The following is a 24,102-nucleotide window of genomic DNA, read 5'->3' as shown; positions in this document are numbered from 1 at the left end:
TCCTCAAAACTATTCTGTTTCTTTTAAAGCTTTTTGATATTCCTCATCGCTTACAAGTTCGAGCCATTCGACATTTTTACCTTCTTTATAACCTGTTAGTGCGATATGAGCCGCCTTAGAATTCCTTGCTCCATGCCAATGTTTAATGTCCGGAGGACAAGAAATCACATCACCTTTTTTAGCAATGCTTGCTTTTTCTCCTTGAACTTGAGTGATAATCTCACCTTCAGTTACGATTAAAGTTTGTCCATTAGGATGAGTGTGCCACGCACTCCTAGCATGGGGACTAAATTCAACTAAGGCTCCGCCAAAATTACGCCATTGTTTATTGTCAAACAGCATAGAAACTTTCACTTCACCGCTAAAAATTTTATTATCTCCTTTAAAATTTGGATGAGAACCTTGTTTTTCTATGCTTTGAGTTTCTATTGCTGCACCACTTGCAACAATACAACAAGCAAACAAATAAGATTTTAAAAATTGAAACATCTTTTCTCCTTTGATTTAAATTTTTTAAATATTATACAACATTAGAGCGACTCTAAGTCAAGTTTTTTGTGCAATTTGATTCATTTTTTCAAATTGAGAGCGTATAAAAATACTTAAAATTCCAGCTAAAATCAGTAAAATCGCCGCAATAGCAATATATCTTGTGTTCCAAAAAGTGATAAAAAATCCACAGACATTTGTCCCAACAAAAAGCCCTATATTCGCTACGGATAAAAATAAACCATTTGTCAATTCAGCAGCATGTGGGTAAGGATGAGCAATCATAAAATGTGCTGCATTATTCATAATCCCGCCTAAAATTCCAAGCAAAAATATCACAGCGATTAAAATCCAAATTTCAGTTGCATTCATAAAAATCACAGCATAGAATAAAATCATTATAAAAGGAGTGAATTTAAGCGTAAAATCTGCATTTTTTACCAAAGTCTTTCCTGCGATGATATTGCCAATGATATTTGAGGTCCCGTAAATAAAAAGCGTTGTGCTGATATGAGTAAAATCCATATTTGAAATTTGATACAAAAAATCAGACACATAGCCATAAAATCCCCATATCCCACCATTTAAACAAACCACAGCAATGATAGAACTCCACAATAAAGGCTCTTTTAAAATTTTAAATTGATGAGCGAATTGAATTTTTTGACTTCTTTGGAGTTGAGGCACGAAAAATATCGTTGCGAAAAGAGTTAAGGTGTTAATAACAAAGAAAAAGCCCATCGCCGCTTCAAAGCAAAATTCTCCGCCTAAATAACTTGTAATCGGCACACCTAAAACCATACCCGCAGAAACTCCTGCAAAAACCTTTGCCACAGCCTTTGGTGCTTCTTTTGGGTCATCAACGCAGCTGTTTGCGATATTAAGAGCCAAAGCGATATAAATAGGATGAAAAAATGCAGCACTTGCCCTTAAAACAAGTAAAAGCCAAAAATCCTTAGCAAAAATACAGGCTAAAGAACTGAGTGAAAAAACAGCTAAAGATACGACCATCAATTTCTTTTTATTAAAACCTGAACAAAGTAAAGGAACAATAGGTGCACAAAGGGTTATTGTTAAAGCAAAAACACTCAAAGTCCAACCTGCATCAGCAGTGGAAATGTTAAATTTTTGCGAAACTATAGGTATAATACCCATCATTCCAAGCTCTGTGCTAAGAATTCCAAAGACACCCAAACAGAGGATAAATAATAAAAGATTATTATTTTTGTGTGGCATTTTTTCTCCCTACTCAATTTTTTGTTTTCGCTTTGTGAAATCGCACGAAATAAAATTAAGAATATTTTAAAAATTAAGTAAAAAATTCTCAATCCTTTTTTAAAAGCTAGAATTATACAACATTAGAGCGACTCTAAGTCAAGTTTTTTTACAAAAAAATTACAAAAAAAGAGTGATTTTATGAAGAAAAATATGAAGATAAAATGATATTTTAAGTTTTTTTATTGAAATTTTTTCCTTTATAATTTTGATTTTCACCTCTGTAAAAATCCTTACCCACATAATTTTTATTATAAGGATTGAAACTATCTCGTTTTCTTTCTATGTCTTTTTCATAAATTTTAACTTTATCGTCTAATCTTTTTAAAATTTTTGAGTAATCTTGCAAGATATTCTTAACTTTATCCCTTTGTTTTTTAATAAATTCACACCTTTGTTCTAAGGTTTCATCGCCTAATAAGCATAGATTGAGATAATGCTTAATCTCATCTAAACCAAGCTCTAATTCCCTAAAACAATGCACCAAAGAGACAAGTTGCAAATCTTGTTTATCAAAATACCTCACGCCGTTTTTATCCCTTTGCAAATGGGTAAAAAGTCCCTTTTTTGCCCAAAATCTTATAGTATGTTCACTAATTTTAGTCATCTTACTCACTTGTTTAATCGTATAAAGCATTTTCTTTCCTTGATTTTAAATTAAGGCATAAAAATTATATCCACTAAATCCCCATCTTTTAAACTTGTGCATTCTTTTGGCACCATCATTAAGGCGGATTTGTGGTTAAGATTATTAATGATTGCACTTGAGCCGTCTTTTTTACCTTTTAAATTTGCTAAAATACGTCCATTTTCAAAATAAATATTACAAGCAACAAATTCTAAATAAGGCGTTTTTTTCATATAAGAATCACACAAAAAAGCTTGACAAATATAATCTTTTTTTTGTAAAAGCCAAAAATTTAGAATTTCTCTGACATAAAGATTAAACATGACCATAGCAGAATATGGAAAACCCGGCAAAGCAACGATGAATTTATTTTTAAACGAGGCAATTTTTATATGCCTTCCGGGTTTTATATCCACTTTGTCGATGATGATTGCATATTCTCTTACAGCTTTTTTCAAAAAATCAAAATCCCCCATAGAAACGCCCCCTGTGGTGATTAAAATATCGCAACTTTCTAAGGCATTTTCTAAGGCTTTTTTGCTTTGTTTTTCATCGTCTTTTAAAAGAGGAAAAACCACACTTTTGCAAACTAATTTTTGAGCTAAATTTGCTAAAGCAATATGATTTGAAGAGCGAATTTGAGCAGGATTTTCTAAAGTTTCTCCTAAATCTTTGATTTCATTTCCACTGCTTAAAATCCCAACAACAGGCTTGATAAAAACACTGATATGAAAAAAACCGAGTTCAGCCAAAAGAGCAATCTCACTATAATCAAGCTTTGTGCCTTTTTTGAGTAAAATTTCGCCTTCTTTGTAATTTTCTCCAATTTCTCTTACCGCAAAACCTTTTTTTACAGCTTCTTTGACGCAAATTTGATTCCCTTTTATCTCCACATTTTCAACAGGAACTAAGGTATCACTTCCCTCACTCATCAATGAACCTGTAAAGGTTTTAACACATTGTGCTTCTTTGATACAAAATTGTGGCATAGTCCCAGCAGGAGTGCTTCCTAAAAGGGTTAGAGCCTTACTTTGATCTTCAAATTTAAGGGCATAGCCGTCCATTGCTGAAGTCTTAAATTCAGGGTGATTTTTAGGAGCTTTAATTTCTTGTGCTAAGATGCGTCCTAAGCATTGCGTTAAAGCAATTTTTTCTATCTTTTCATAGGGATTAAGATGAGATTTTAAAATTTCTAAACTTTTTTCATAAGACATTAAAGCCATTTTAAATCCTTAGTTTAAAATTCCTGCACCGCGAAGTTTGCAAGAACGTTCTTTCGCGTAGATTTTTTTACCTTCGATGATATCATATTTCCAAATTGGAGCATTTGCTTTAAAATCCTCCACAAAATCGTTGATGAGTTGAAGTCCTAATTTTCTTTGTTTGCTTAACACTCCAGCCAAATAAGAACTTTGATGGATTTTAACCGCACCAATAGAATGGGCAAACATTAATTTAATCTTATCCTTTTCCACCCTTTTTTGCCATTCTTCAAACCAAGTTTTAAGCAAGGGTTGATAAATATCAAAACTCAAAGCCTCAATATCCTCTTCAGCCCGCACAATCCCACAAAAAGTAATCAAAGCTCCGCAATTTTGGTCTTTTGCATAATCATACCATCGACTATAAATTTTTGCTATATCTAAATTTCCCTTGTAGAGTTCAAACATCAATCATCCGCCACAAACAGGAGGTAAAAGTGCTATTTTATCTCCACTTTTTAGGGGTTGATTTTCATCAAAAATGATTTTATCGTTTAAAGCCACCGCACAAAGACCAAGCCATTCTTGCAAACTCTCATCTTGCTTTAAAAATTCTTTAAGTTCTTTTAAAGAATGGGCTTGAATTTCTATGTTTTCTTTATTAATTGGTCCTAAAAATTCGATTTTTACCATTGTAATTTCCTTTAAAAATTTTTTGATATTATTATAATGTTTATTTTTAAAATTGAGATAAATTTAAGGATTAAAATCATGTTTGAGCATTTAAAACAAACTCCTGCTTATATTTTAGAAGAGGATAAATTAAGAAAAAATTGCGAACTTTTAGCCAAAATAAGTGAAAAAAGCGAGGCTAAAGTGCTTGTAGCTCTTAAGGGTTTTGCATTTTCAAGAGCTTTGAAAATTGTAGGAGAATATCTTAGCGGTTGTAGCTGTAGTGGGCTTTGGGAAGCGAAATTGGCTAAAGAATTTATGGATAAGGAAATTCATACCTACTCTCCTGCTTTTAAAGAGGATGAGATGGATGAAATCATTTCGCTTTCAAATCATATTATCTTTAATTCTTTAAATCAATTTGAAAAATTTAAAAATAAGGCAAAAAATAAGTTTTTAGGACTCCGTTTAAATCCTGAATTTTCAGTAGCTCCAAAAGAACTTTATAATCCAAGTGGGAGATACTCAAGACTTGGAATTTTAGACAAAGATTTAAAAAACGCGAATTTAGATGCGGTTTCAGGTTTGCATTTTCATTGTCTTTGTGAGGAAAGTGCGGAATCTTTGGAGAGGGTTTTAAAGGTTTTTGAAGATAAATTCAAATTTTATATTTCAAAGGTCAAATGGGTCAATTTCGGCGGGGGACATCATATCACCAAAGAGGGCTATAATACACAAAAACTTATCGAACTTTGTAAAAATTTTTCTGATAAATATGGAGTACAAGTGTATTTAGAGCCGGGTGAAGCAGTGGGTTGGCAGTGCGGGGTTTTGGTGGCAAGTGTGATTGATTTGATTGAAAATGAAAAACAAATTGCGATTTTAGATACCTCAAGCGAGGCACATATGCCAGATACTATTATAATGCCTTATACGAGCGAGATTTTAGGTGCTAGAATTTTAGCTACAAGAGAGAATGAAAAAATTTCAGAATTAAAACAAGGCGAAAAGGCTTATTTACTAGGTGGAAATACCTGTTTGGCTGGTGATATTATGGGTGAATATGCTTTTAAAGAAGAGCTTCAAATCGGCGATAAAATTGTATTTTTAGATCAAATTCATTATTCTATCGTCAAAAATACAACTTTTAATGGAGTAAAACTCCCAAATTTAATGCTTTTAAATCAAAAAGGTGAGCTTGAATTGATAAAACAATTTTCTTATGAGGATTATGCAAGGAGAAATTAAAGCTTTATTTAAGATTTTTATAAAGCTTTTTGAAATAAAGTAAATTATGAATGGATTAAAAAATTTTCTGTTTAAAATTTAATAAAAAAATAAAGCATAATTTTAGTATTTTTACTCATTTTAATACGATTTGGAAAAACTTAGTTTTATAGTGATTTAATGGATTTTAATATTATTTATATATTACATAAAATGATTTTTTTACAGAGCTTTATTGATTTTTATTTTTTTAAAAAAATCAATCTTTAAAAACAATTAAATGACTATTTTAAGGTATTTAAGATTTATTATATCTTAAAAAATACACAAAAATTCAGTTTATTTTAAATCAAATAATAATATCATAGAATTTAGTTTTATGAAGTTTTAGAGCATATATTAAGTTTGTTTTGCATAATATATCAAAGAGCTTGAAAATGCATTGAGGTGAGCGGATGAATTTAGAAGAATTAAAATCAGCTAGAAGTCTTTATTATCAATGTTTAGGAGAATTTTTTACCTTCTCATTTTCTCAAGAGAGATTTAAGAATATAAAAAAATACTTAAGCTTGATGAGAGAATGTCTTTTTGATGAAAATTTAGCTCAAAATTTCGATATTTTACTTGAAAATTTGAAAGATTTAAATTCTACGCAATGTTTAAGTCAAGAATATGAAAACCTTTTTTTAAGCCTTAAAGACGCTATTCCTACGACTTTTTCTTATATTGAAGAGGGCTTTGAAAATTCAAAAGCCTTGCTTTGCGTAAGACAAATTTTGATGAAGAGTAAAATAAGACGCAATGAAATGCTTTTTAAAGAAAGCGAGGATAGCATAGGTTTTTGTTTTTTATTGATGAGTGAATTTTTAAGAATTGATGAGTCCGGGCTTGCCAAAGAGCTTTTTGAAAATGTTATCAACAAGGGTATAGATGAGTTTTTAGAACTTGTTTTAACCCATAAAAATTCTAAACTCTATAAAGAAATTTCTAATATAGCTATAAAATTTATAGAATTTGAACGATTTTGTTTTGAGCTTAATAAACCTTTAAAGTCTCATACTAAAAAAGTTCAAAATGACTTATCGCGTTCAGAATTCTTAAGAAGAGAAGCAAACAAACAAAGGAGGAATCGTGAAAAATCGCAGAGAATTTCTTAAAAAATCTGCCTTAGCCCTTGCAGGTGCTTCAGCACTTAGCACTTTAGCTTTGGGTAAGGAAGAAAAAAAAGATTTAATCAAGGGTAAAAGCAAGAAAAAAGAAGTGCTTTTTCAAAGAAGTGCAAATTGGGAAAAATACTATATAAAGGCTCAATAATGTCAAATATAAAAGAAAATATCAAACTTGCTCGTCGTTCTTTTTTAAAAATGGCTGCACTTTCGGGTTTGGCGACACCTTTACTCGGACGCAGTGAAATTTTAAGAGAGGCAAGAGAGGATGAGCTAAAAGAAGCGTTTGAGGGAAGTAAAAAGGTTAAAAGTGTTTGTACTGCGTGTTCTGTAGGTTGTGGGATTATCGCAGAAGTGCAAAATGGAGTTTGGGTGCGTCAAGAGGTTGCACAAGATCATCCTGTAAGTTTTGGTGGGCATTGTTGCAAGGGTTCGGATATGATTGATATGGTGCGTTCTCACGTGCGTTTAAAATATCCTATGAAAAAAGAAAATGGGGAATGGAAACGTATCACTTACGAACAAGCTCTTGATGAAATTGGAGAAAAACTTGCTGCATATCGCAAAGAAAATCCTGAAAGCGTTATGTTTTTAGGTTCTGCGAAATTAAGCAATGAACAAGCATATTACATAAGAAAATTTGGAGCATTTTTTGGCACAAATAATGTAGATCATCAAGCTCGAATTTGACATAGTGCAACAGTCGCCGGTGTGGCGAATACATTTGGTTATGGTGCTATGACAAACCATCTTGGTGATATACAAAGAAGTAAATGCATCTTTATCATAGGTTCAAATCCAGCTGTGAATCACCCTGTGGGCTTTAGACATTTTTTAAAGGCTAAAGAAAAGGGAGCTAAGATTATTGTTGTGGATCCAAGATTTACAAAAAGTGCAGCAAAGGCTGATATTTACGCACAAATTCGACCCGGAACAGATATAGCTTTTATGTATGGAATGCTAAAAATTATTTTTGATGAGGGTTTGGAGGATACTCAATACATCGATGAGAGAGTTTTTGGGATTGATAAGATTAGAGAAGAGGCTGCAAAATGGACGGCTGAACTTGTTGAAGATGTAACGGGAATTTCAAAAGAATTGCTTTATCAAATCACTTACGAGGTGGCTAAAAACAAACCGAGCACCCTTGTTTGGGCTATGGGCTTAACACAGCATTCCATTGGAACTTCAAATACGCGTTTAGCACCTATTGTGCAAATGGTTTTAGGAAATATAGGAAAATTTGGCGGTGGTGTGAATATTTTAAGAGGGCACGATAATGTTCAAGGTGCTTCAGATATGGCGTGTTTGAGTGAAAATTTACCGGGTTATTATGCTTTAAATGAAGCAACTTGGAGGTATTATGCAAAAATTTGGGGCGTTGAATATGAGTGGCTCTTAGGAAATTTTGTCAGTAAAGATTGGATGCATAAAACCGGACTAAGTCTTGCTAGATGGTGGGCTGCAGCTCTTAATGGCAAAGATGGAAACGATAAGGTGGATAATGCAGGAACAGCTCTAAAAGCTTTAATCGTTTTAGGAAATGGCATCACTTCAACCGCTCAACAAGCTAAGGTTAAGGAGGGTTTAGAAGCTTTAGAACTTTTAGTTTTAGTCGATCCTTTTGTAAATGAAGCGGGGGTTATTGCAGAAAGAAAAGATGGAATTTATCTCTTACCTGCAGCGACTCAATTTGAAACCAGCGGAAGTGTAACCGCCACAAATCGAAGCGGACAATGGAGATTTAAGATTATAGAGCCACTCTATGAAAGCAAGGAGGATCAAGAAATTTTATTTGAACTTGCTAAAAGATTAGGTTTTTATGAGAAATTCACTCAAACCTTAAGAGACGAAAAAGGGGAACTTGTTTGGCCTGAAAACGCGACAAGAGAATTTGCAAGAGCCATTCGTAGTATAGGGCTTAATGGTTGGAGCCCTGAAAGGCTTAAAAAACACACTTTAAATTGGGATCAATTTGATGAAGTAACTTTAGAAGGCAAGGGAGAACTCGCAGGGGAGTATTATGGACTTCCTTGGCCTTGTTGGAATGAAAAACATCCGGGAACTCCTGTGCTTTACAATACAGATATTGAAGTTGCAAAAGGCGGTATGGGTTTTAGAAATAATTTTGGTTTAGAATATGAAGGTGAGAATTTATTAGCCAAAAATGCGCCTTTAAATTCGCCTATAAATACGGGCTACCCGCAAATCACTAAAGAAAATATCGAAAAAATTTTAGGCATCACTTTAAGCGATGAAGAAAAAGCACGGATGGGAGCAAGCTGGGCTTATGATGATAGCAATATCATTGCGGATAAATGTATGCAAAAAGGTATAGTGCCTTATGGAAATGCTAAGGCTAGAGCTGTGGTTTGGAATTTTAAAGATAAAATTCCGCTTCACAGAGAGCCTTTGCATTCTCCAAGGGCAGATTTGGTTGCAAAATACCCAACTTTTGAAGACCAAAAAGCTCAATATCGTGTGGATACTCGGTTCATTTCCATACAACAAGCTAAGGATTATTCTAAAGAATATCCTTTAAATTTAGTTACGGGACGTTTGGTGAATTTAAATGGTGCAGGTATGGAAAATCGTGCTTCAATGTATTTGACAAGACTAACGCCTGAAATGTTTTGTGAATTAAATGAAGAACTTGCTTTAAGTCTTGACATTAAAGGTGGAGATATGATTTGGATACATTCTCCTGAACATACAAAAATTAAAGTTAGGGTCAAGATTAATAATGGTGTCGCTAAAGATATGGTTTTCTTACCCTTTCATTTTACGGGGGTGATGCAAGGTGTGGATTTAACACATAATTTTCCAAAGGGAACAAAGCCCTATGCAAGTGGAGAAAGTGCAAATACCGTTACAAATTATGGTTATGATATAGTATGTCAAATCCCAGAAACCAAAGGCGGACTTTGCAGGATTAGTAAGGATGGAGTATGAGTAAGATAGATTTTGCAAATTTAGAAAAAGAGCGATTAAAATTTTTCTGTGATAATGAACGTTGTATTGATTGTAATGGTTGTGCAGTTGCTTGTGATGAAGCCCATGAACTACCGATTCACATTCGTCGCAGACGCGTGATTACTCTTAATGAAGGAGTTCAAGGCAAAGAGGTCTCAACTTCTATCTCTTGTATGCACTGCGATGATGCACCTTGTGCTATTGTATGTCCTGTGGATTGTTTTTATATACGAGCCGATGGTATAGTTTTGCACGATAAAGAAATTTGTATAGGTTGTGGATATTGTTTATATGCTTGTCCTTTTGGAGCTCCGCAATTTCCTAAAGATAGTGTATTTGGCAATAAGGGCATTATGGATAAATGCACAATGTGTGCAGGAGGTCCTGCACCGACAAATTCAGAAAAAGAAAGAGAGCTTTATGGACAAAATCGCATTGCAGAAGGCAAAGTCCCTGTTTGTGCTGCAATGTGTTCCACGAAGGCTTTACTTGTTGGAGAGAGTTCTAAAATTGAGCAAATTTATGAGAATCGTCTGCAAAATCGTCAATACGGCATAGCCTCGCCTTCGCAAAGCATAGAATGGAAAATCGCCTATATCGGAAAGGAAAGATTATGAAAAAATTATTTTTAATGGTATTAAGCTTTGTGAATTTATTTGCTTATGGTCAAGAGCGTATGGGACAAGATACGCAAATTTGGGATTTTCATCGTATTACAAATATAGAAAATTATCAGAATTTTGGAAAACTTTGGACAAGTTTGCAAGGAGAGTATATTGCTACAATCGCACTTGTTTCGCTCATTGCTGTTTTAGCAGCCTTTGCCCTTCATTATATGGTCATAGGTCCTAAGCAGTTTTCTCACGCAGGAAAGAAAATTTATGCCTTCACTTTATTTGAGAGAAGTTTTCACTTTATAGCAGCACTTTCTTGGGTGATTTTAGTTCCAACAGGCTTTATTATGATGTTTGGTTCTTATTTTGGTGGAGGAATTTTTGTCAGAGTTTGTAAAAATTTACATGTTTTTGCAACAATTTTATTCATCCTTTCAATCATTCCTATGTTTTTGTGGTGGATTAAAAGAATGCTTCCTGCAAGTTATGATTTGCGTTGGATTATGATAGTGGGTGGATATTTAAGCAAAATCAAACGTCCTATTCCTGCGGGAAAATTTAATTTTGGGCAAAAATCTTGGTATTATATCGCTGTTTTTGGTGGTTTGATTATGATTATTACGGGAGGATTTATGTATTTTCTTGATTTTAATTCCACCGCCATTCAAAATTTATTTAGTTTAACTCAAATTGAACTTTTAAGAATTTGTGCCATCATTCATAATTTCTTAGGCATTATCTGTGCTGTCTTCTTTGGCATACATATTTATATGGCTGTGTTTGCAATTAAAGGAAGCATCCATTCTATGGTAAGCGGATACAAAGAAGAAGAGGAAGTTTATATACTTCATAGTTATTGGTATAAAGAATTGAGCGAGAAAAATAAAATTAAGCCAAATTTTTCTTATGAAGCTGGAGTAAAAATTTAATTTTTGAAAATTTTTACTCTAAGATTAATCCACAAAACTTCATGCAAATGAGCCTTGATTAAGATCTTGGTTAATTTGCAATTTGTGATGTTTTAGTATGATTTTGCAAGAGGTATTTATAAAATGGAAGCTTTATGGACAACTGAAATTCTTAAATTTAAGGGCGATGAATCCTTTATTTGTGATGATACTTTAGTGCGTGAAATCAAACTTGAAATTTTTGTCAATGAAAAAAGTGTCGGTGCTTTAATGGCAACGCCTATTGATGAACAAGCTTTAGCTGTTGGGTATTTGATGAGTGAAAATATCATTGCGAGTGTTAAAGATATACAAAGCATTGAAAGTCAAAATGATGGAATGAGTGTGCATATTAGAGCTAAAATTGATGAAGAAAATTTAGCCAAACTCAATGCCTCTGGAGTGGTCATTAGCGGTTGTGGGAGAGCACATAGTGCAAATATTGACCCACAAAGCATTGAAGCAACGAAAATTGACTCCCCAATTCATTTTAAAAAAGGGCAAATTTTAAAACAAATGAGTGAATTTTATACTCAATGCCAATTGTATGAAAAAACAGGTTGTGTGCATACAGCTAAACTTTTCGTTGATGAAAAAACCTTTTTTATAGGTGAAGATATAGCTCAACATAATACCATAGATAAGGCTTTGGGTAAGGCAAGACTTGCTTGTGTGGATTTAAGTCGATGCTTTTTAATGCTTAGCGGGAGATTAAGCTCTGAAATGGTCGCAAAGGCAGTGATGCATAAAATTCCTGTTATTGTTTCAAGGACAGCTCCAACTTGTTTAGGCGTCATGATTGCTAGAAAATTTAATCTCACACTTTGTGGTTTTGCAAGAGGAGATAAGATTAATATTTACAGCGGGGAATTTAGAATTGAAAAATAAAGAAATTGTAGCTGCTATGAAAGAACTTTTAAATAGCAATGAAAAATTAGATTGCGGGACGGCTTTTAAAATTGCTAAGAAATTTAACAAAAATATAGAAGAAATTGGACAAATTGCCGATGAAAATCAAATTCGTATTGATAATTGTGAGTTAGGACAATTTGGACATCTTGAGTTTGAAAAACCAAAAATAGAGGTGCTTAAAATTTTAGAACCAAAACTCGATGAAAAGCGTCGAATTTTTTGCAAGGATGCTAGAGAATTAGCTAAAAAACATTATAATTTAAAAAGCATACGCTCTGCTTTAAAAAGCTATAAAATCGATGTGAAATATTGTTTATTAGGTTGTTTTAAAGAAAAAAGAGGCAAGAAATTTGTAGTAAAGACTAAAACTTGGATAGAAAATGCGGACGGAGATTTGCTTTTTGGCAAGGGAAAAACCGAGCTTTTAGAACTCATCGCTCAAACAGGGAGTTTGCTCCATGCCTCAAAGATTATGGGGATAAATTATAAAAAAGCTTGGACTCATTTGCAGGTTTTACAAAAAAATAGTCAAGAAGATCTTGTCGTTACAAAGCAAGGACGTAGCAAGGATTCTGGGACAAAACTTACGCCAAGAGCCATAGAGCTTATGGAAAATTATTCTCTTTTGCAAAAAGATATTGAAGAATATGCAAACAAACGTTTTAAAGAATTATTTTTAAAAGATAAAAAAAGTTAATAATTATATAAATAGCCAAAAATTGCAAGTAAATGTAAAAATATATGAAATCAGATTTTAATAGCCGGTATTTTCAGAATTAAAAGAAAAAATCATTTTTACCGATTTAATAAAAATTTATCTTAAAGGCAGTCAAATGATAAATTCTTATTCAAATTATATAAACAATACAGATAATTTAAATTCAAACAAGAATACTCAAATAAATAATAATATTTCTTCAAAGCAACACTTTAAACAAAACAAAGAAATAAATTCAAATTTAGTTAATGATAAATCACAAGCGGTAGATAAAGTCTTAGGTTATGGTGTGGATAAAGATGGCTTTTTTACAAGCGATTTTAATGAGGCTGCTGGGTTACCAAAGGATTATAAGATTTATGTAAATTGGATAAAAGATTTAGATCAGACTTTAACTACAATAAAACTTGGTTCTCAAGCCCTATATGATTATGTGGATTGGGCGAAAGAATTGGGTCATTTTTACAAAGAAAATTTGCAAAATTTTGATAAATTTGGTGCAAATTTTAATAAAGAACAAATTGAGAGAGAATTGAATATCACTCTTAGGGATAATTTTACTAAAAATGATGTTTTACAAGAGCTTTTTATGAGCAAAGGACTTAAAATGAAAGAAGCCAAAAGCACTCTTTATGGTAAAATCAACGGCTTTGATAACAATATAAAGCAAAAAGATATGAGTGAATTTTATGCTTTCATGCAAAAAAATCAACTAAAAGATGCTAATAAAATAGAAAAATCATCTTTTAAAAATATCGTTTCTGATACTTGGATGGGGATTGATAGAGAAAAAAGTAAATTGCAAACTTATGTTTCTTATGCTGTGAGTTTTCATTTGGATAGTTCTTTAGTGCAAAAGGCTAAAGATTTTGAAAGTGAATTTGACAACCTCATGCAAGAAGATTTAACTCTAGATGAATTTAAAACCAAATATCTTGATTTTAAACAAAGACACGATGAGTTTGTAAAGGAATTTGAAACGGCTATGGGCGATAATTTGCTAGTCAAGCCTATTGATGAAAGCTTTAAACCCATACAAGGTGAAAGTAAAAACAAAGAAACTTATAAAGATGACAATACAAGAAATGAGCTTGTAAAGAAGCTTTTACAGACTAAATTTAGCACAAGTGAAGAATTAGAACTTCTTTTTGGTATGAAATTTAGCAATGATGATGATACAGGGGAATTTGTTAAATTCCTTTCTCAAAACACCAGACCAAAAATCATAGATATTAAGGCTTGACAATATAAAATTAAATCATTATATAGCAACAGACGATGGACAATATAATGAACATTTGGATTTCTTTATGCTTATGAAAATGGGGTTAAATTACAAGATAATTTAAATTATGGTGGTGCTTGGTTTGACAGACAATTTAATCAAGCAAAGGCTAATGGTTGGAAAGCAAATAGTGAAAGCATTAATTCTTATGTAACTTCTGTAATGAATAGACTTAATAATCTTATCAATCAAACTAGGGCTTAAATGTTTTAATCTTTATCTTTGAGTTTTATATAAAACTCTTTATATAAAAATCAGTAAAAAAATATTAAAATATTTGTATGAGTAGATAAAGAGTAAAAAATGCTAAGTATCAATGCAACTTTTAACAATATTTTTGCCAACCTTAGTCTTAATGTTAAAAACAATACTAATTATTCTCTCAATTCAAATAATAATGTAAAAAATCTACAAAATACAGAACAAAACTCTAAAACAAGCAATAAGGTTTTAGGCTATGAAGTGGATAATGAAGGTTATTTTACAAGTGATTTTAATAAAGCAGCGGGAATTCCTGAGGATATAAAAATTCATTCTAGCACTATGGAAAGTTTAGTGAAAGTGTCCACTAATGAAAAAGATCCCTTTAGGGCTTTTGAAAGTATAGACATTGCTAAAACCGTAGGAAATGCTTATAAAATTTTAAGTCAAGTTGTAGATAAAGATGTCTAAATTCTAAAGAAAGCTTTAGTTTAGAAGATATTGCTAACTTTCCACAAGGTTATGAATTTAATCGCCAAAGTATGAAAGTAACAAGGATTTATAATTCTGCAAAAGATTATTTAGATGCTGATTCAAATTTTGATTATAAAAACACAACAGATACAAAAATAGATAGCTTGTTTTTTAATTCTACTGAAAATCTTATGAAAGGAAATTCTGCTACAGATATTTTTAACAATAACAATGATGGCAAAGAAAGTGTTAATACAAGTGTATTTTTTGATACTACACCTAGCAAATACACTAATTCTGATGGCACTATCACTAAAGGAGGGCTTTTAGTAGCTATCATCAATGAAAATATCTATACTAGAGAAGGTAAAGCCACTGCAATGGGCAAAAGTGAAGGCTTTGATAAGTCTATGGACGCTAAAGAAGTAGCAAAAAGGTGGCATGATAGGAATTATAATTTAAAGCTCAATTCTAATAATATAGTTCAAGGTGCTGGTATTGTTGATACAAATGATAGCAATATAAGCTTTACACCTTTAATTGAAATAATGGAGAAACAGCAAAAAGAATTGATAGAGTATTTAAAAAAAGAAAAGAACTCAATATTAAAATTTAAATCATAAAAAGGAGAGTTTACGTTAAAAAATTAGCAAGTTTATTAATTCTATGTTCTTTGTTAGCAAGTTCTGCTTTATTTGGTGTTGTTGGTTTTGCACTAATACATTATAAAACTTTAGATTTTGTTTTATCCCTTATGGTTTGGATTATTGTGTTACTCTTAGCATTAGTTTATCTTAGCATAAATTTCAATAAAGAACTTGATAAATTGGAGAAAGAAAAATGATAGGTGCTTTTGTTGCTATGTTTGGAATCATAGCCTTTGCTCTTGGTGTTATTTTGGTTGCTAAAATAGTAAAATCTTAGAATATTTTTTAGGGTAAAATTTGAAAATTGTGTTTAGAAACAAGCATTAAAAACACTATAAATTTAACGATAATATTTTATTATATCTAAATAGGATTACTGAATAAATTTGCAAATTTTCTTGCTTCTCTTGAATTCATCACTCTGGCTTTATTCAAATAAAAGAGTTCCTCTGCTTTATCTTTTATAAGGTGTTAATATCTTTAAAATTTCTAACAATAACTCTTACAAATCTATCCTCATCATTTCTAAGTTTTGCGATAGTTTGTTTTGAAAACAACAAGATAAATTCAATACAGAAAAATTAATAATTTTAAATTCTGAAAATATTTTTAATGTGATTGCTAAAAAATATATTGAAATATAACAAGCCCTTTGATTTAAAAATATTTATTACTAAACTACTCATTATTTGAATTTTTTATCCTGCTTTTTTAAAATGTTTTGTTTATTTTAAACTTTGTGTGTTATTCTTAAAAATTACACACAAATAAAGGGAATTATAATGATACAAAAGGCTTTAAATTTAGCTCAAGAATTACAACAAAAAATTCAAAATAATATTTCAACTCAAGAAAAAAATTTTCACGCTAAAATGCAAAAACTTCTCTTAAATCCTAAAAATAAAATTATGCTGATAGAACTTCTTGATCGATCCTTTAGATGTAAGGATAAAAAAGCGAGTTTTGATTTGATTTCATATACGCTTTATCGGTATGGTATAGCGGATTTTTTTACAAATTTTGAGAAATTTTTACTTTGGAATTTTTTAACTTTTGGTAAGATTGCACCGCATTTGAGTGTGCCTTTTTTTATTTCTCATCTTAGAAAAGACACTCAAAATATGGTTTTAGATCTAGATTCTATCCAAACTCATATTTTACAAAGAACTCAACAAAACATCACTTTAAATGTCAATTTAATTGGCGAAGAGGTTTTGGGCGAAAAAGAAGCTGATTTTAGGATGCAAAAATACAAAGAAGCCTTAAAATCAACTTATATTACTTATATTTCTATCAAAATTACAACAATTTTTTCTCAAATTAATATCATTGATTTTGAGTATTCTAAAAATGAGCTTGTTAAGAGGCTTGATCTTTTATACGCTTTGGCTTTAGAGGAACAAAAAAAGCAAGGTGTAGAGAAATTTATCAATCTTGATATGGAGGAATTTAAGGATTTGGAGCTTACGGTTGAAGCTTTTATGGAAAGTGTGAATAAATTTGATATAAAAGCAGGAATTGTGCTTCAAGCTTATATACCCGATTCTTATCAATACTTGCAAAAACTTTTTGCTTTTTCCAAAGAAAGGGTTTTACAAGGAAAAAAACCGCTTAAAATTCGCTTTGTCAAAGGGGCAAATATGGAAAATGAGTTAAGCATTTCTTCTTTGAAATCTTGGGAACTCGCACCCTTTAATCAAAAAATTCACACCGATAGTCATTATAAAAAAATGCTTGAATTTATACTTGAAAATGAAAATTTTAAATTCATTAATATCGGCATAGCCAGCCACAATATCTTTGAAATTGCTTATGCTTATACGAGGATTAAAGAAGCGGGAGCTTTGGAATTTTTTACTTTTGAAATGCTAGAGGGTATGAGTGAGCAATGCTCTTTAGAACTTTCTCATCTTGCAAAACTCATTCTTTATGCTCCTGTTTGTGATGCAAAACATTTTAACAACGCCATAGCGTATTTAGTGAGACGACTTGATGAAAATACAAGCGAAGATAATTTTATGCGTTATTTTTTTAATCTTAAATACGATGATAAAAATTATAATGCTCAAAAAAAACTTTTTTTAAAATCCATTGAAGGGATTAAAACTCTTAATACAAACACACATCGTAAGCAAAATAGAAATGAAAAACAAAAGGTTTTAAGCTCTTATGAGAGTAAAAAATTTATCAATGAAAGCGATACTGATTTTATTTTGCCACAAAATAGAATTTGGGCAAAAAACATTCGTGCAAAATATCAAAATTTAGAACCCTTAGAACTTTGTCCTGTTGCAGGAAACTTAGAATTTCAAAAACAAAATTTAGAACTTTTAGAACTTAAAGATAAAATCGAGCAAAAACTTATAGCTAAGGTTTATTTAGCTGGTAAAAATGAAATTCAACAAGCTTTAGACCTTGCTAAAAATTCAAAATTTTCAGAAAAAAGCCACGATGAAATTTATGAAATTTTTTCAAAAATTTCTGCTTTAATCAGAGAAAGAAGAGGGGATTTGATAGGAATAGGAGCTTTAGAAGTTGGAAAAACTTTTCTTGAGCTTGATTCTGAAGTGAGCGAGGCAATTGATTTTGTGGAATTTTATCCACATTCTTTAGAAAAACTTAAAATGGAGAATCCCAAAACTAATTTCTTGCCCAAAGGCATAGCTGTAACCATAGCTCCTTGGAATTTTCCCATAGGAATTTCAGCAGGAACAATTGCTGCACCTTTAGCTGCAGGAAATATTGTGATTTATAAGCCCTCATCACTTTCAATCCTAACAGGCTATAGGCTTTGTGAATGTTTTTGGGATGCAGGAATTCCAAAAGATGCTTTGATCTTCTTACCTGCTAGGGGAAGGGATATTTCTCAATATTGTTTGAATGATGAGAGCGTAAAATTTTCAATTCTTACAGGAGGAGAAGAAACAGCTTATGAAATGTTAAAAGCTAATCCCACTTTAGTTTTAAGTGCAGAAACAGGAGGGAAAAATGCTACCATTGTTTCTAAATTTGCAGACAAAGAAAGTGCTATCAAAAATATAGTCCATTCTGCTTTTTCAAATTCTGGGCAAAAATGCTCGGCAACTTCTTTGCTGATTTTAGAAGATGAGCTTTATGATGATGAAGAATTTAAGAGGAGTTTAGTCGATGCTACAGCTTCTTTAAATATAGGAAGTCCTTTTGAATTTAAAAATAAACTTGCAGCCCTAGCAAATAAGCCCGATGAAAAAATCTTAAAGGCTTTAAATGAGTTAAAACCCTATGAAGAATGGGCTTTAAAACCTAAATTTTTAAGGGAATATTTAATGACTCCGGGCATTAAATACGGCACAAAAAAAGGTGATTTCACTCATATGAATGAGCTTTTTTGTCCGATTTTAAGCGTCATGAGAGCTAAGAATTTAGAAGAAGCAATTGATTTAGCAAATTCTACAGGATACGGACTTACAGCAGGTTTTGAAAGCTTAGATGAAAGAGAATGGGAATTTTTTACACAAAAAATTGAAGCAGGAAATCTTTATATCAATAAACCAACCACCGGTGCAATTGTATTGCGTCAGCCTTTTGGAGGAATCAAAAAATCTGCAATAGGTTTTGGCAGAAAGGTAGGAATTTATAATTATATCACGCAATTTTTGGATATTAAACAACAAGAAGCGGATGAAAATTTGCTTGAAAATGATTTTTCAAGAGCTTTGCAAAATATAATTTCACAAGAAAATACTCAAGATAAAGAGCTTTTAAATGAGCTTGTTTTAATGGCTAAATCCTATTTTTATCATCTTAAAAATGAATTTGAGTGCGAAAGAGATTATGTTTGCATACGCGGTGAGGAAAATCTTTTTTCTTATACCAAAGTTAAAAATATTGCTTATAGAGTGTGTGAAAATGACGACTTAAGAGATATTTTAGCTGTGATTTTGGCAGCAAATATCTTAAATATAGAACTTTTAGTAAGTTTTAATCAAAATTCTAAAATTCAAACCGCTAAAGATTTATCGCATAAAATAGGTTTTAGAGCAAAATTTGTCGCAGAAGATGAAGCGGAGTTTTGTCAAAAACTCGCTTTGTATGAAAGAATTCGTTATCTTGCTTTGCCAAATAAAGAAGATAAAATTTATCAAGAAGCAGCTAAAAATGCTAAAATCATCGTTAGAGATAAACCTTTGCTTAATGGACGCTTTGAACTTTTGTTTTATCACAATGAAAAATCTTTAAGCATTTCTTATCATCGTTACGGAAATTTAGGCATTCGCGGTTTAAAAAAGGAGTAAAAATGCAAACCATTACTATCAGTAAAGAAATAGCAATTATGTTTATTGCTTATTCAGCTTTGATGCTTTTTATAGGTTTTTATTTTTATAAGAAAAATAAAAGTTCAGAAGATTATTTTTTAGGCGGACGCTCTTTAGGTCCTGTGGTTTCAGCCTTGAGTGCAGGAGCTTCGGATATGAGCAGTTGGCTTTTAATGGGTTTGCCCGGAGCCCTTTATGTCAATGGTTTCATAGATAGTTATATCGCTATAGGTTTAACCGTAGGAGCGACTTTAAATTGGGTTTTTGTGGCTAAAAGACTTAGGGTTTATACAAGTGTGATTGCTAATTCGATTACAATACCGGATTATTTTGAAACAAGATTTGATGATGATAAGCATATTTTAAGAATTGTATGTGCGATTGTGGTCTTAGTTTTCTTCACTTTTTATGTTTCATCGGGGCTTGTTGGAGGAGCAAAACTCTTTGAGAGTGCTTTTGGGATTGATTATTCTTATGCCTTGACAACGGGGACCTTAATCATTGTGATTTATACTTTTTTTGGAGGATATAAAGCAGTTTGTTGGACGGATATGATTCAGGGGCTTTTGATGCTAGGAGCTTTAGTTGTTGTTCCTTTGGTGATGCTTTATCATTTGGGTGGTTTTGAAGAAGCTATGGAAATTGCAAAGCAAGTCAAGCCTAATGTTTTATCAATGGGTGAAGGGATAGGGTTTTTAAGCATAGTATCAGCTTTGGCTTGGGGGCTCGGATATTTTGGACAGCCTCATATTTTAGTCCGTTTTATGTCCATTCGTTCGATAAAACATATTCCGCAAGCGACTTTTATAGGCATTGCTTGGATGAGTATATGCTTGATTTGTGCTTGTTTTATAGGAGTTTTAGGCATTGCTTATGTCAATCAATTCAATTTAAGCTTACAAGATCCTGAAAAAATCTTTATCGTTATGTCTCAATTGCTTTTTAATCCTTGGATAGCAGGAATTTTGCTCAGTGCGGTTTTAGCGGCGATTATGAGTACAGCAAGTTCTCAACTCCTTGTTTCAAGCTCGGCTTTAGCTGAAGATTTTTATAAAAGAATTTTCAATAAAGAAGCCTCGAGTGAGCTTGTTATGAAACTTGGAAGAATGGGCGTTTTAATCGTTGCAGTGATTGCTTTTTTAATTTCTACAGACAAAGAATCAAGTGTTTTGAAAATCGTTGCTTATGCTTGGGCGGGTTTTGGAGCAAGTTTTGGTTCGGTTATGATTTTTTCTCTTTTTTGGAGTCAAATGACAAGAATGGCTGCGATTTTAGGAATGATTACAGGAGCTGTCGTGGTGGTCTTATGGGATAAATTTTTTAAGCAATTTTTAGACATTTATGAAATCATTCCGGGCTTTTTAGCTGCCTCTTTGGTTATAATCATCGTAAGTTTGCTCACTAAGGTGCGTCCGGGGACAAAAGCTGCTTATGAAAAAATGCTTAAGAATCTTTAATCTAAGCTTTAAAATTTGCTTTTAAGATAAGTATATTTCATTTTTTGAATGGCTCTTATATTTTACGCTTAAAAGCAAAATTCACCCTTTTATTGTGCCCATTCTTAAGTGATTTGATTTTAGTTTTTGACCTCAAATCATAAATTTAAAAAATAAAATATTCCTTTACAAATCTAAACAATACAAAAAGATTCAAACAAGCGATACAAAAAGCGAAATGATTTTAAAATAAGATATATTCGATGATAATATATCACCTAATTTTTAATCATAATAAGATAGTTTTATTGATTAAATTACTAAAATTATATATAATTTTAGTAATCCTCAAATATAGATTTATCCATAAAATTAAAAAATAAAACTCGATACAGCCAAAAACAAAAAATTTATGAAAATGTTTGCTTAAAATAATCAACAAATAAAAATTAGATTTATTTTAATATTTGAATGCAAATTAAAAGCATTTCATATTAAACTCTCTTTAGAGTTTAATATGATTCTAATTCTTCCTTAAGTTTTTGCGTTTCTAAAATTTGATTTTGTATTTCTTTTTTACCAGAAAAAAACATCAATTTAAAGTAAAAAATCGGAAAAAACAAACCCCTTCCTAAAGCTATAATGAAATAACCGATGAAATAACCGATGGAATGACCGATAATATCATCTTGCCCTTTTTCTTTACGAATGGCATTTCTCACTGCTGTTTCTGTGTCTTGACTTGATTGAGCCCCTCCAAGCATTTTAAATAAATCTGTAATTCCTGCTAAAGCCCAGATTAAAAGACCTATTATAACATAAAAAACGTTGTCTCTTTCTGTTATATATAGACCATAAAGTATAGATATACCTCCTACAATGAAAATAATTGTCCAAACAATTTTTCTTATATCAATATTTCTACTCGCTACTTCAAGTTCTTTAAGAATTTGTTCAAGCTGTGTTAAAGAGCAATTTTTGCAAAGTGGCTTATTATCGTTCTTTAAGCCTTTATCAATACATTCTTTGCAGAGTCCGACGCTACAATTTTGACAAGTTGCTACAGCAGCAACCTCATTATGAGTGACACAATTCATTAGTTTTCCTTTATAATAAAAATAAAATGCGTAATTATAAAAAAAAAAAAAACGAAAAAGTCAAGAGGAAAAATATAAATTTCTATGGAGTAAAAATTTATATTTTATGTTTGTCATTTTTTTCCTATGGTTTGCTCGTCTAAGCCTCTTTTTAAAATGAAATCCACCACAGCTTGTTCTCTTTTATTAGCCCTTTTGCAATGATCTTTTTGAAATAAATCTGTGATTTTAATCACTACCCTAGCCCATCTTTTGCGTTTTCTTTCCCGCCAAGCATGTGAAGAAACGCTCTCCCAAGCATAACCATCAAACAAACTCGCATTGACAAAATGATCCATTGCTCTAACGCCTTGTCTTGCCCTTTTAGTGCTGATGAAAATTCCCACTAAAACGATAAAAATATATCCTAAAACAGCCAAAGGCACGATAGCACAAAGTAAAAAGGTCCCTGCGAGTTTTTCTTTCATTTTTTTATCTTTTACTGAATTTAATGTTCATACCATTTGCCGAACGTATGGTCAATCTCCCTACAACATCAGGGACAAAACCGCTTTCAAGCTCAAGTTTGTAAATTTTTAAAATGCTTGCAAGGATTAAAATCGCCTCTTGCATTGCAAAGCCTTGTCCTATGCAGATTCTTTCTCCCATTCCAAAAGGCAAATAAGCATCTTTTCTGTATTCTTTATCAAAACGAGAAGGATTAAAGTCATTTGGATTGTCCCAAAAATGCTTATGACGATGAATGAGCCAAGGTGCAACAACGACTCCCGAACCCTTTTTTATGTTTTTATCGCGAATTTTTGTATCTTTTTTTGCTTCTCTTGCAAAAAATCCCACCGGTGGATAAAGTCTTAGAGATTCTTTAAAAACATTAGTCAGAAATTTAAACTGCCTTAAATGTGAAATTTGAATTTCTTCTCCATTTAAAATTTGTCTCACTTCCTCATAAGCTTTTTCTTGCTCTTGCGGATACAAACTTAAAAGATAAAGAGTCCAAGTCAAAGAACTTGCTGTGGTTTCGTGTCCTGCTAAAAAAAGCATAGCCACTTGATCTAAAATTTCTTCAAAACTAAATCTTTGATTTGTCTTTGCATCAACGACGAGGAGTAAAGATTCTAAAATGTCTTCATTGCCTAAATTTTTACCTTCACTGACTGCATTGTAGCGGGGTTTGATAATATCACTTAAAATTTCTCTAATTATCTCGCCTGATTTAAGCCTTTTTCTATCTCCTAAGATATAAGAAAACCATTTTGGAAAGCGAAACATTTTTCGCATTGCGGTATGCACACTTTGTTCTTGAAAATTCACAAAGGCGTGAAGAATTTTTTTGCCTTTTTGTTCATCGAGTTTTGAAGACATAATCGTCCTAAAAATCACATCAGCAGTAACAAAAGTCATCATTTCATCAACTTCTATAATAGAATCATTTGGATATTTTTCAAAACGTTTCATCATATCTTTAACCGCTTCGCTCATAAGATTAAAAACCTTAGAAATACGCGTCATTTCAAAAGAAGGTCTTAAAAGCTCCCTTTGTTTGCTCCAAATTTCTCCATTTGTTGTAAAAATGCTTTCTCCCAGCAAGGGTTTTAAAAGTTCGTGTAAAAACGCACTTTTAGGGAATTCTCTTACCTCATCAACCATAATTCTTTTAACTTCTTTGGGGTCATTTATCACATAAAGGTCAAAATTTGGCATCTTAACATAACCTGTTTGCATCTCATAACTTCTTTCATATAAGCCATCGAGCCAAGAACGACGTTTGAGTAGAAAAGTCAGTAAAGTTGAAGCTTTGTTTTTATAGGGTTTAGGGTGAAAAGGGCATTGACTCATAATATTTT

The 24,102-nt window shown here is 31.8% G+C and carries 22 protein-coding genes and 1 pseudogene; 14 read left to right on the top strand and 9 right to left on the bottom strand.

The features are described 5' to 3' along the window. Positions 1-9 precede the first annotated feature (9 nt). The 6 genes from CCUN_RS07360 to CCUN_RS07335 all read right to left on the bottom strand — a co-directional run bounded on the left by CCUN_RS07360 (position 10) and on the right by CCUN_RS07335 (position 4,287). Positions 10-489 (bottom strand): (R)-mandelonitrile lyase, encoded by a 480-nt coding sequence (locus CCUN_RS07360; protein WP_084483655.1) that lies wholly within the window; start codon positions 487-489, stop codon positions 10-12. 57 nt (positions 490-546) lie between these two features. Next, the gene (locus CCUN_RS07355; protein ID WP_027305154.1) at positions 547-1,725 is read right to left on the bottom strand and encodes an MFS transporter; all 1,179 of its coding nucleotides are present in this window, start codon (positions 1,723-1,725) and stop codon (positions 547-549) included. Positions 1,726-1,936: 211 nt separating this feature from the next. After that, the gene (locus tag CCUN_RS07350) at positions 1,937-2,401 is read right to left on the bottom strand and encodes a MerR family transcriptional regulator (protein ID WP_051521673.1); all 465 of its coding nucleotides are present in this window, start codon (positions 2,399-2,401) and stop codon (positions 1,937-1,939) included. A gap of 20 nt (positions 2,402-2,421) precedes the next feature. Further along, positions 2,422-3,615 carry a molybdopterin molybdotransferase MoeA gene (locus CCUN_RS07345; RefSeq protein WP_035175625.1) on the bottom strand — a complete coding sequence of 398 codons (1,194 nt, stop codon included), beginning with the start codon at positions 3,613-3,615 and terminating at the stop codon, positions 2,422-2,424. A 9-nt stretch (positions 3,616-3,624) separates the two neighbouring features. Beyond that, positions 3,625-4,062: a molybdopterin synthase catalytic subunit gene (locus tag CCUN_RS07340; RefSeq protein ID WP_027305156.1), complete on the bottom strand. Its 438-nt coding sequence runs from the start codon at positions 4,060-4,062 to the stop codon at positions 3,625-3,627. Between the two features lie 3 nt (positions 4,063-4,065). Then, the gene (locus CCUN_RS07335; protein WP_027305157.1) at positions 4,066-4,287 is read right to left on the bottom strand and encodes a MoaD/ThiS family protein; all 222 of its coding nucleotides are present in this window, start codon (positions 4,285-4,287) and stop codon (positions 4,066-4,068) included. A gap of 78 nt (positions 4,288-4,365) precedes the next feature. On the opposite strand from CCUN_RS07335, the gene nspC reads away from it, so the two are divergent. The 14 genes and pseudogenes from nspC to putP all read left to right on the top strand — a co-directional run bounded on the left by nspC (position 4,366) and on the right by putP (position 21,182). Then, on the top strand, positions 4,366-5,514 hold the full coding sequence (gene nspC, locus CCUN_RS07330; RefSeq protein ID WP_027305158.1) for a carboxynorspermidine decarboxylase: 1,149 nt from the start codon (positions 4,366-4,368) through the stop codon (positions 5,512-5,514). A gap of 434 nt (positions 5,515-5,948) precedes the next feature. After that, entirely contained in the window at positions 5,949-6,650 is a 702-nt protein-coding gene (locus tag CCUN_RS07325; RefSeq protein WP_027305159.1) for a TorD/DmsD family molecular chaperone, read from the top strand. Then, positions 6,625-6,807 carry a twin-arginine translocation signal domain-containing protein gene (locus tag CCUN_RS07320; RefSeq protein WP_027305160.1) on the top strand — a complete coding sequence of 61 codons (183 nt, stop codon included), beginning with the start codon at positions 6,625-6,627 and terminating at the stop codon, positions 6,805-6,807. The genes CCUN_RS07325 and CCUN_RS07320 overlap by 26 nt, the downstream gene beginning before the upstream one ends. Beyond that, positions 6,807-9,611: a molybdopterin-dependent oxidoreductase gene (locus CCUN_RS07315; protein WP_085296674.1), complete on the top strand. Its 2,805-nt coding sequence runs from the start codon at positions 6,807-6,809 to the stop codon at positions 9,609-9,611. The genes CCUN_RS07320 and CCUN_RS07315 overlap by 1 nt, the downstream gene beginning before the upstream one ends. After that, positions 9,608-10,249: a formate dehydrogenase FDH3 subunit beta gene (gene fdh3B, locus CCUN_RS07310; protein ID WP_027305163.1), complete on the top strand. Its 642-nt coding sequence runs from the start codon at positions 9,608-9,610 to the stop codon at positions 10,247-10,249. The genes CCUN_RS07315 and fdh3B overlap by 4 nt, the downstream gene beginning before the upstream one ends. Then, on the top strand, positions 10,246-11,175 hold the full coding sequence (locus CCUN_RS07305; protein ID WP_027305164.1) for a formate dehydrogenase subunit gamma: 930 nt from the start codon (positions 10,246-10,248) through the stop codon (positions 11,173-11,175). The genes fdh3B and CCUN_RS07305 overlap by 4 nt, the downstream gene beginning before the upstream one ends. Before the next feature lie 123 nt (positions 11,176-11,298). Beyond that, a complete protein-coding gene (gene fdhD / locus CCUN_RS07300; protein ID WP_027305165.1) occupies positions 11,299-12,081 on the top strand; it encodes a formate dehydrogenase accessory sulfurtransferase FdhD in 783 nt (260 codons plus the stop codon). 16 nt (positions 12,082-12,097) lie between these two features. Next, positions 12,098-12,802 (top strand): winged helix-turn-helix domain-containing protein, encoded by a 705-nt coding sequence (locus CCUN_RS07295; protein WP_051521676.1) that lies wholly within the window; start codon positions 12,098-12,100, stop codon positions 12,800-12,802. Between the two features lie 136 nt (positions 12,803-12,938). Then, a complete protein-coding gene (locus CCUN_RS07290) occupies positions 12,939-14,066 on the top strand; it encodes a hypothetical protein (RefSeq protein WP_035175626.1) in 1,128 nt (375 codons plus the stop codon). Between the two features lie 63 nt (positions 14,067-14,129). Further along, positions 14,130-14,312, top strand: a pseudogene (locus tag CCUN_RS10080) (Cj0814 family flagellar-dependent secreted protein); the annotation flags it as partial. A 99-nt stretch (positions 14,313-14,411) separates the two neighbouring features. Then, a complete protein-coding gene (locus CCUN_RS07285; protein ID WP_088245158.1) occupies positions 14,412-14,780 on the top strand; it encodes a Cj0814 family flagellar-dependent secreted protein in 369 nt (122 codons plus the stop codon). A 29-nt stretch (positions 14,781-14,809) separates the two neighbouring features. Then, positions 14,810-15,406, top strand: a complete 597-nt coding sequence (locus tag CCUN_RS09650; RefSeq protein ID WP_415270586.1) for a hypothetical protein — start codon at positions 14,810-14,812, stop codon at positions 15,404-15,406. A gap of 806 nt (positions 15,407-16,212) precedes the next feature. Next, positions 16,213-19,704 (top strand): proline dehydrogenase family protein, encoded by a 3,492-nt coding sequence (locus tag CCUN_RS07280; RefSeq protein WP_027305168.1) that lies wholly within the window; start codon positions 16,213-16,215, stop codon positions 19,702-19,704. A gap of 2 nt (positions 19,705-19,706) precedes the next feature. Beyond that, a complete protein-coding gene (gene putP / locus CCUN_RS07275; RefSeq protein WP_027305169.1) occupies positions 19,707-21,182 on the top strand; it encodes a sodium/proline symporter PutP in 1,476 nt (491 codons plus the stop codon). A gap of 491 nt (positions 21,183-21,673) precedes the next feature. Here putP and CCUN_RS07270 read toward each other — a convergent pair whose 3' ends face one another. From CCUN_RS07270 to CCUN_RS07260, 3 genes are all read right to left on the bottom strand, one after another. Further along, positions 21,674-22,258, bottom strand: coding sequence for a hypothetical protein (locus tag CCUN_RS07270; RefSeq protein WP_027305170.1), 585 nt, complete (start codon positions 22,256-22,258; stop codon positions 21,674-21,676). A gap of 113 nt (positions 22,259-22,371) precedes the next feature. Then, positions 22,372-22,725 (bottom strand): hypothetical protein, encoded by a 354-nt coding sequence (locus CCUN_RS07265; protein ID WP_027305171.1) that lies wholly within the window; start codon positions 22,723-22,725, stop codon positions 22,372-22,374. A gap of 4 nt (positions 22,726-22,729) precedes the next feature. Continuing rightward, the gene (locus CCUN_RS07260) at positions 22,730-24,094 is read right to left on the bottom strand and encodes a cytochrome P450 (protein WP_027305172.1); all 1,365 of its coding nucleotides are present in this window, start codon (positions 24,092-24,094) and stop codon (positions 22,730-22,732) included. Positions 24,095-24,102 lie beyond the last annotated feature (8 nt).

It is taken from the genome of Campylobacter cuniculorum DSM 23162 = LMG 24588 (assembly GCF_002104335.1).
In the GTDB taxonomy this organism is placed as follows: Bacteria; Campylobacterota; Campylobacteria; order Campylobacterales; family Campylobacteraceae; genus Campylobacter_D; species Campylobacter_D cuniculorum.
This window is presented reverse-complemented; position numbering and strand designations above follow the sequence as displayed.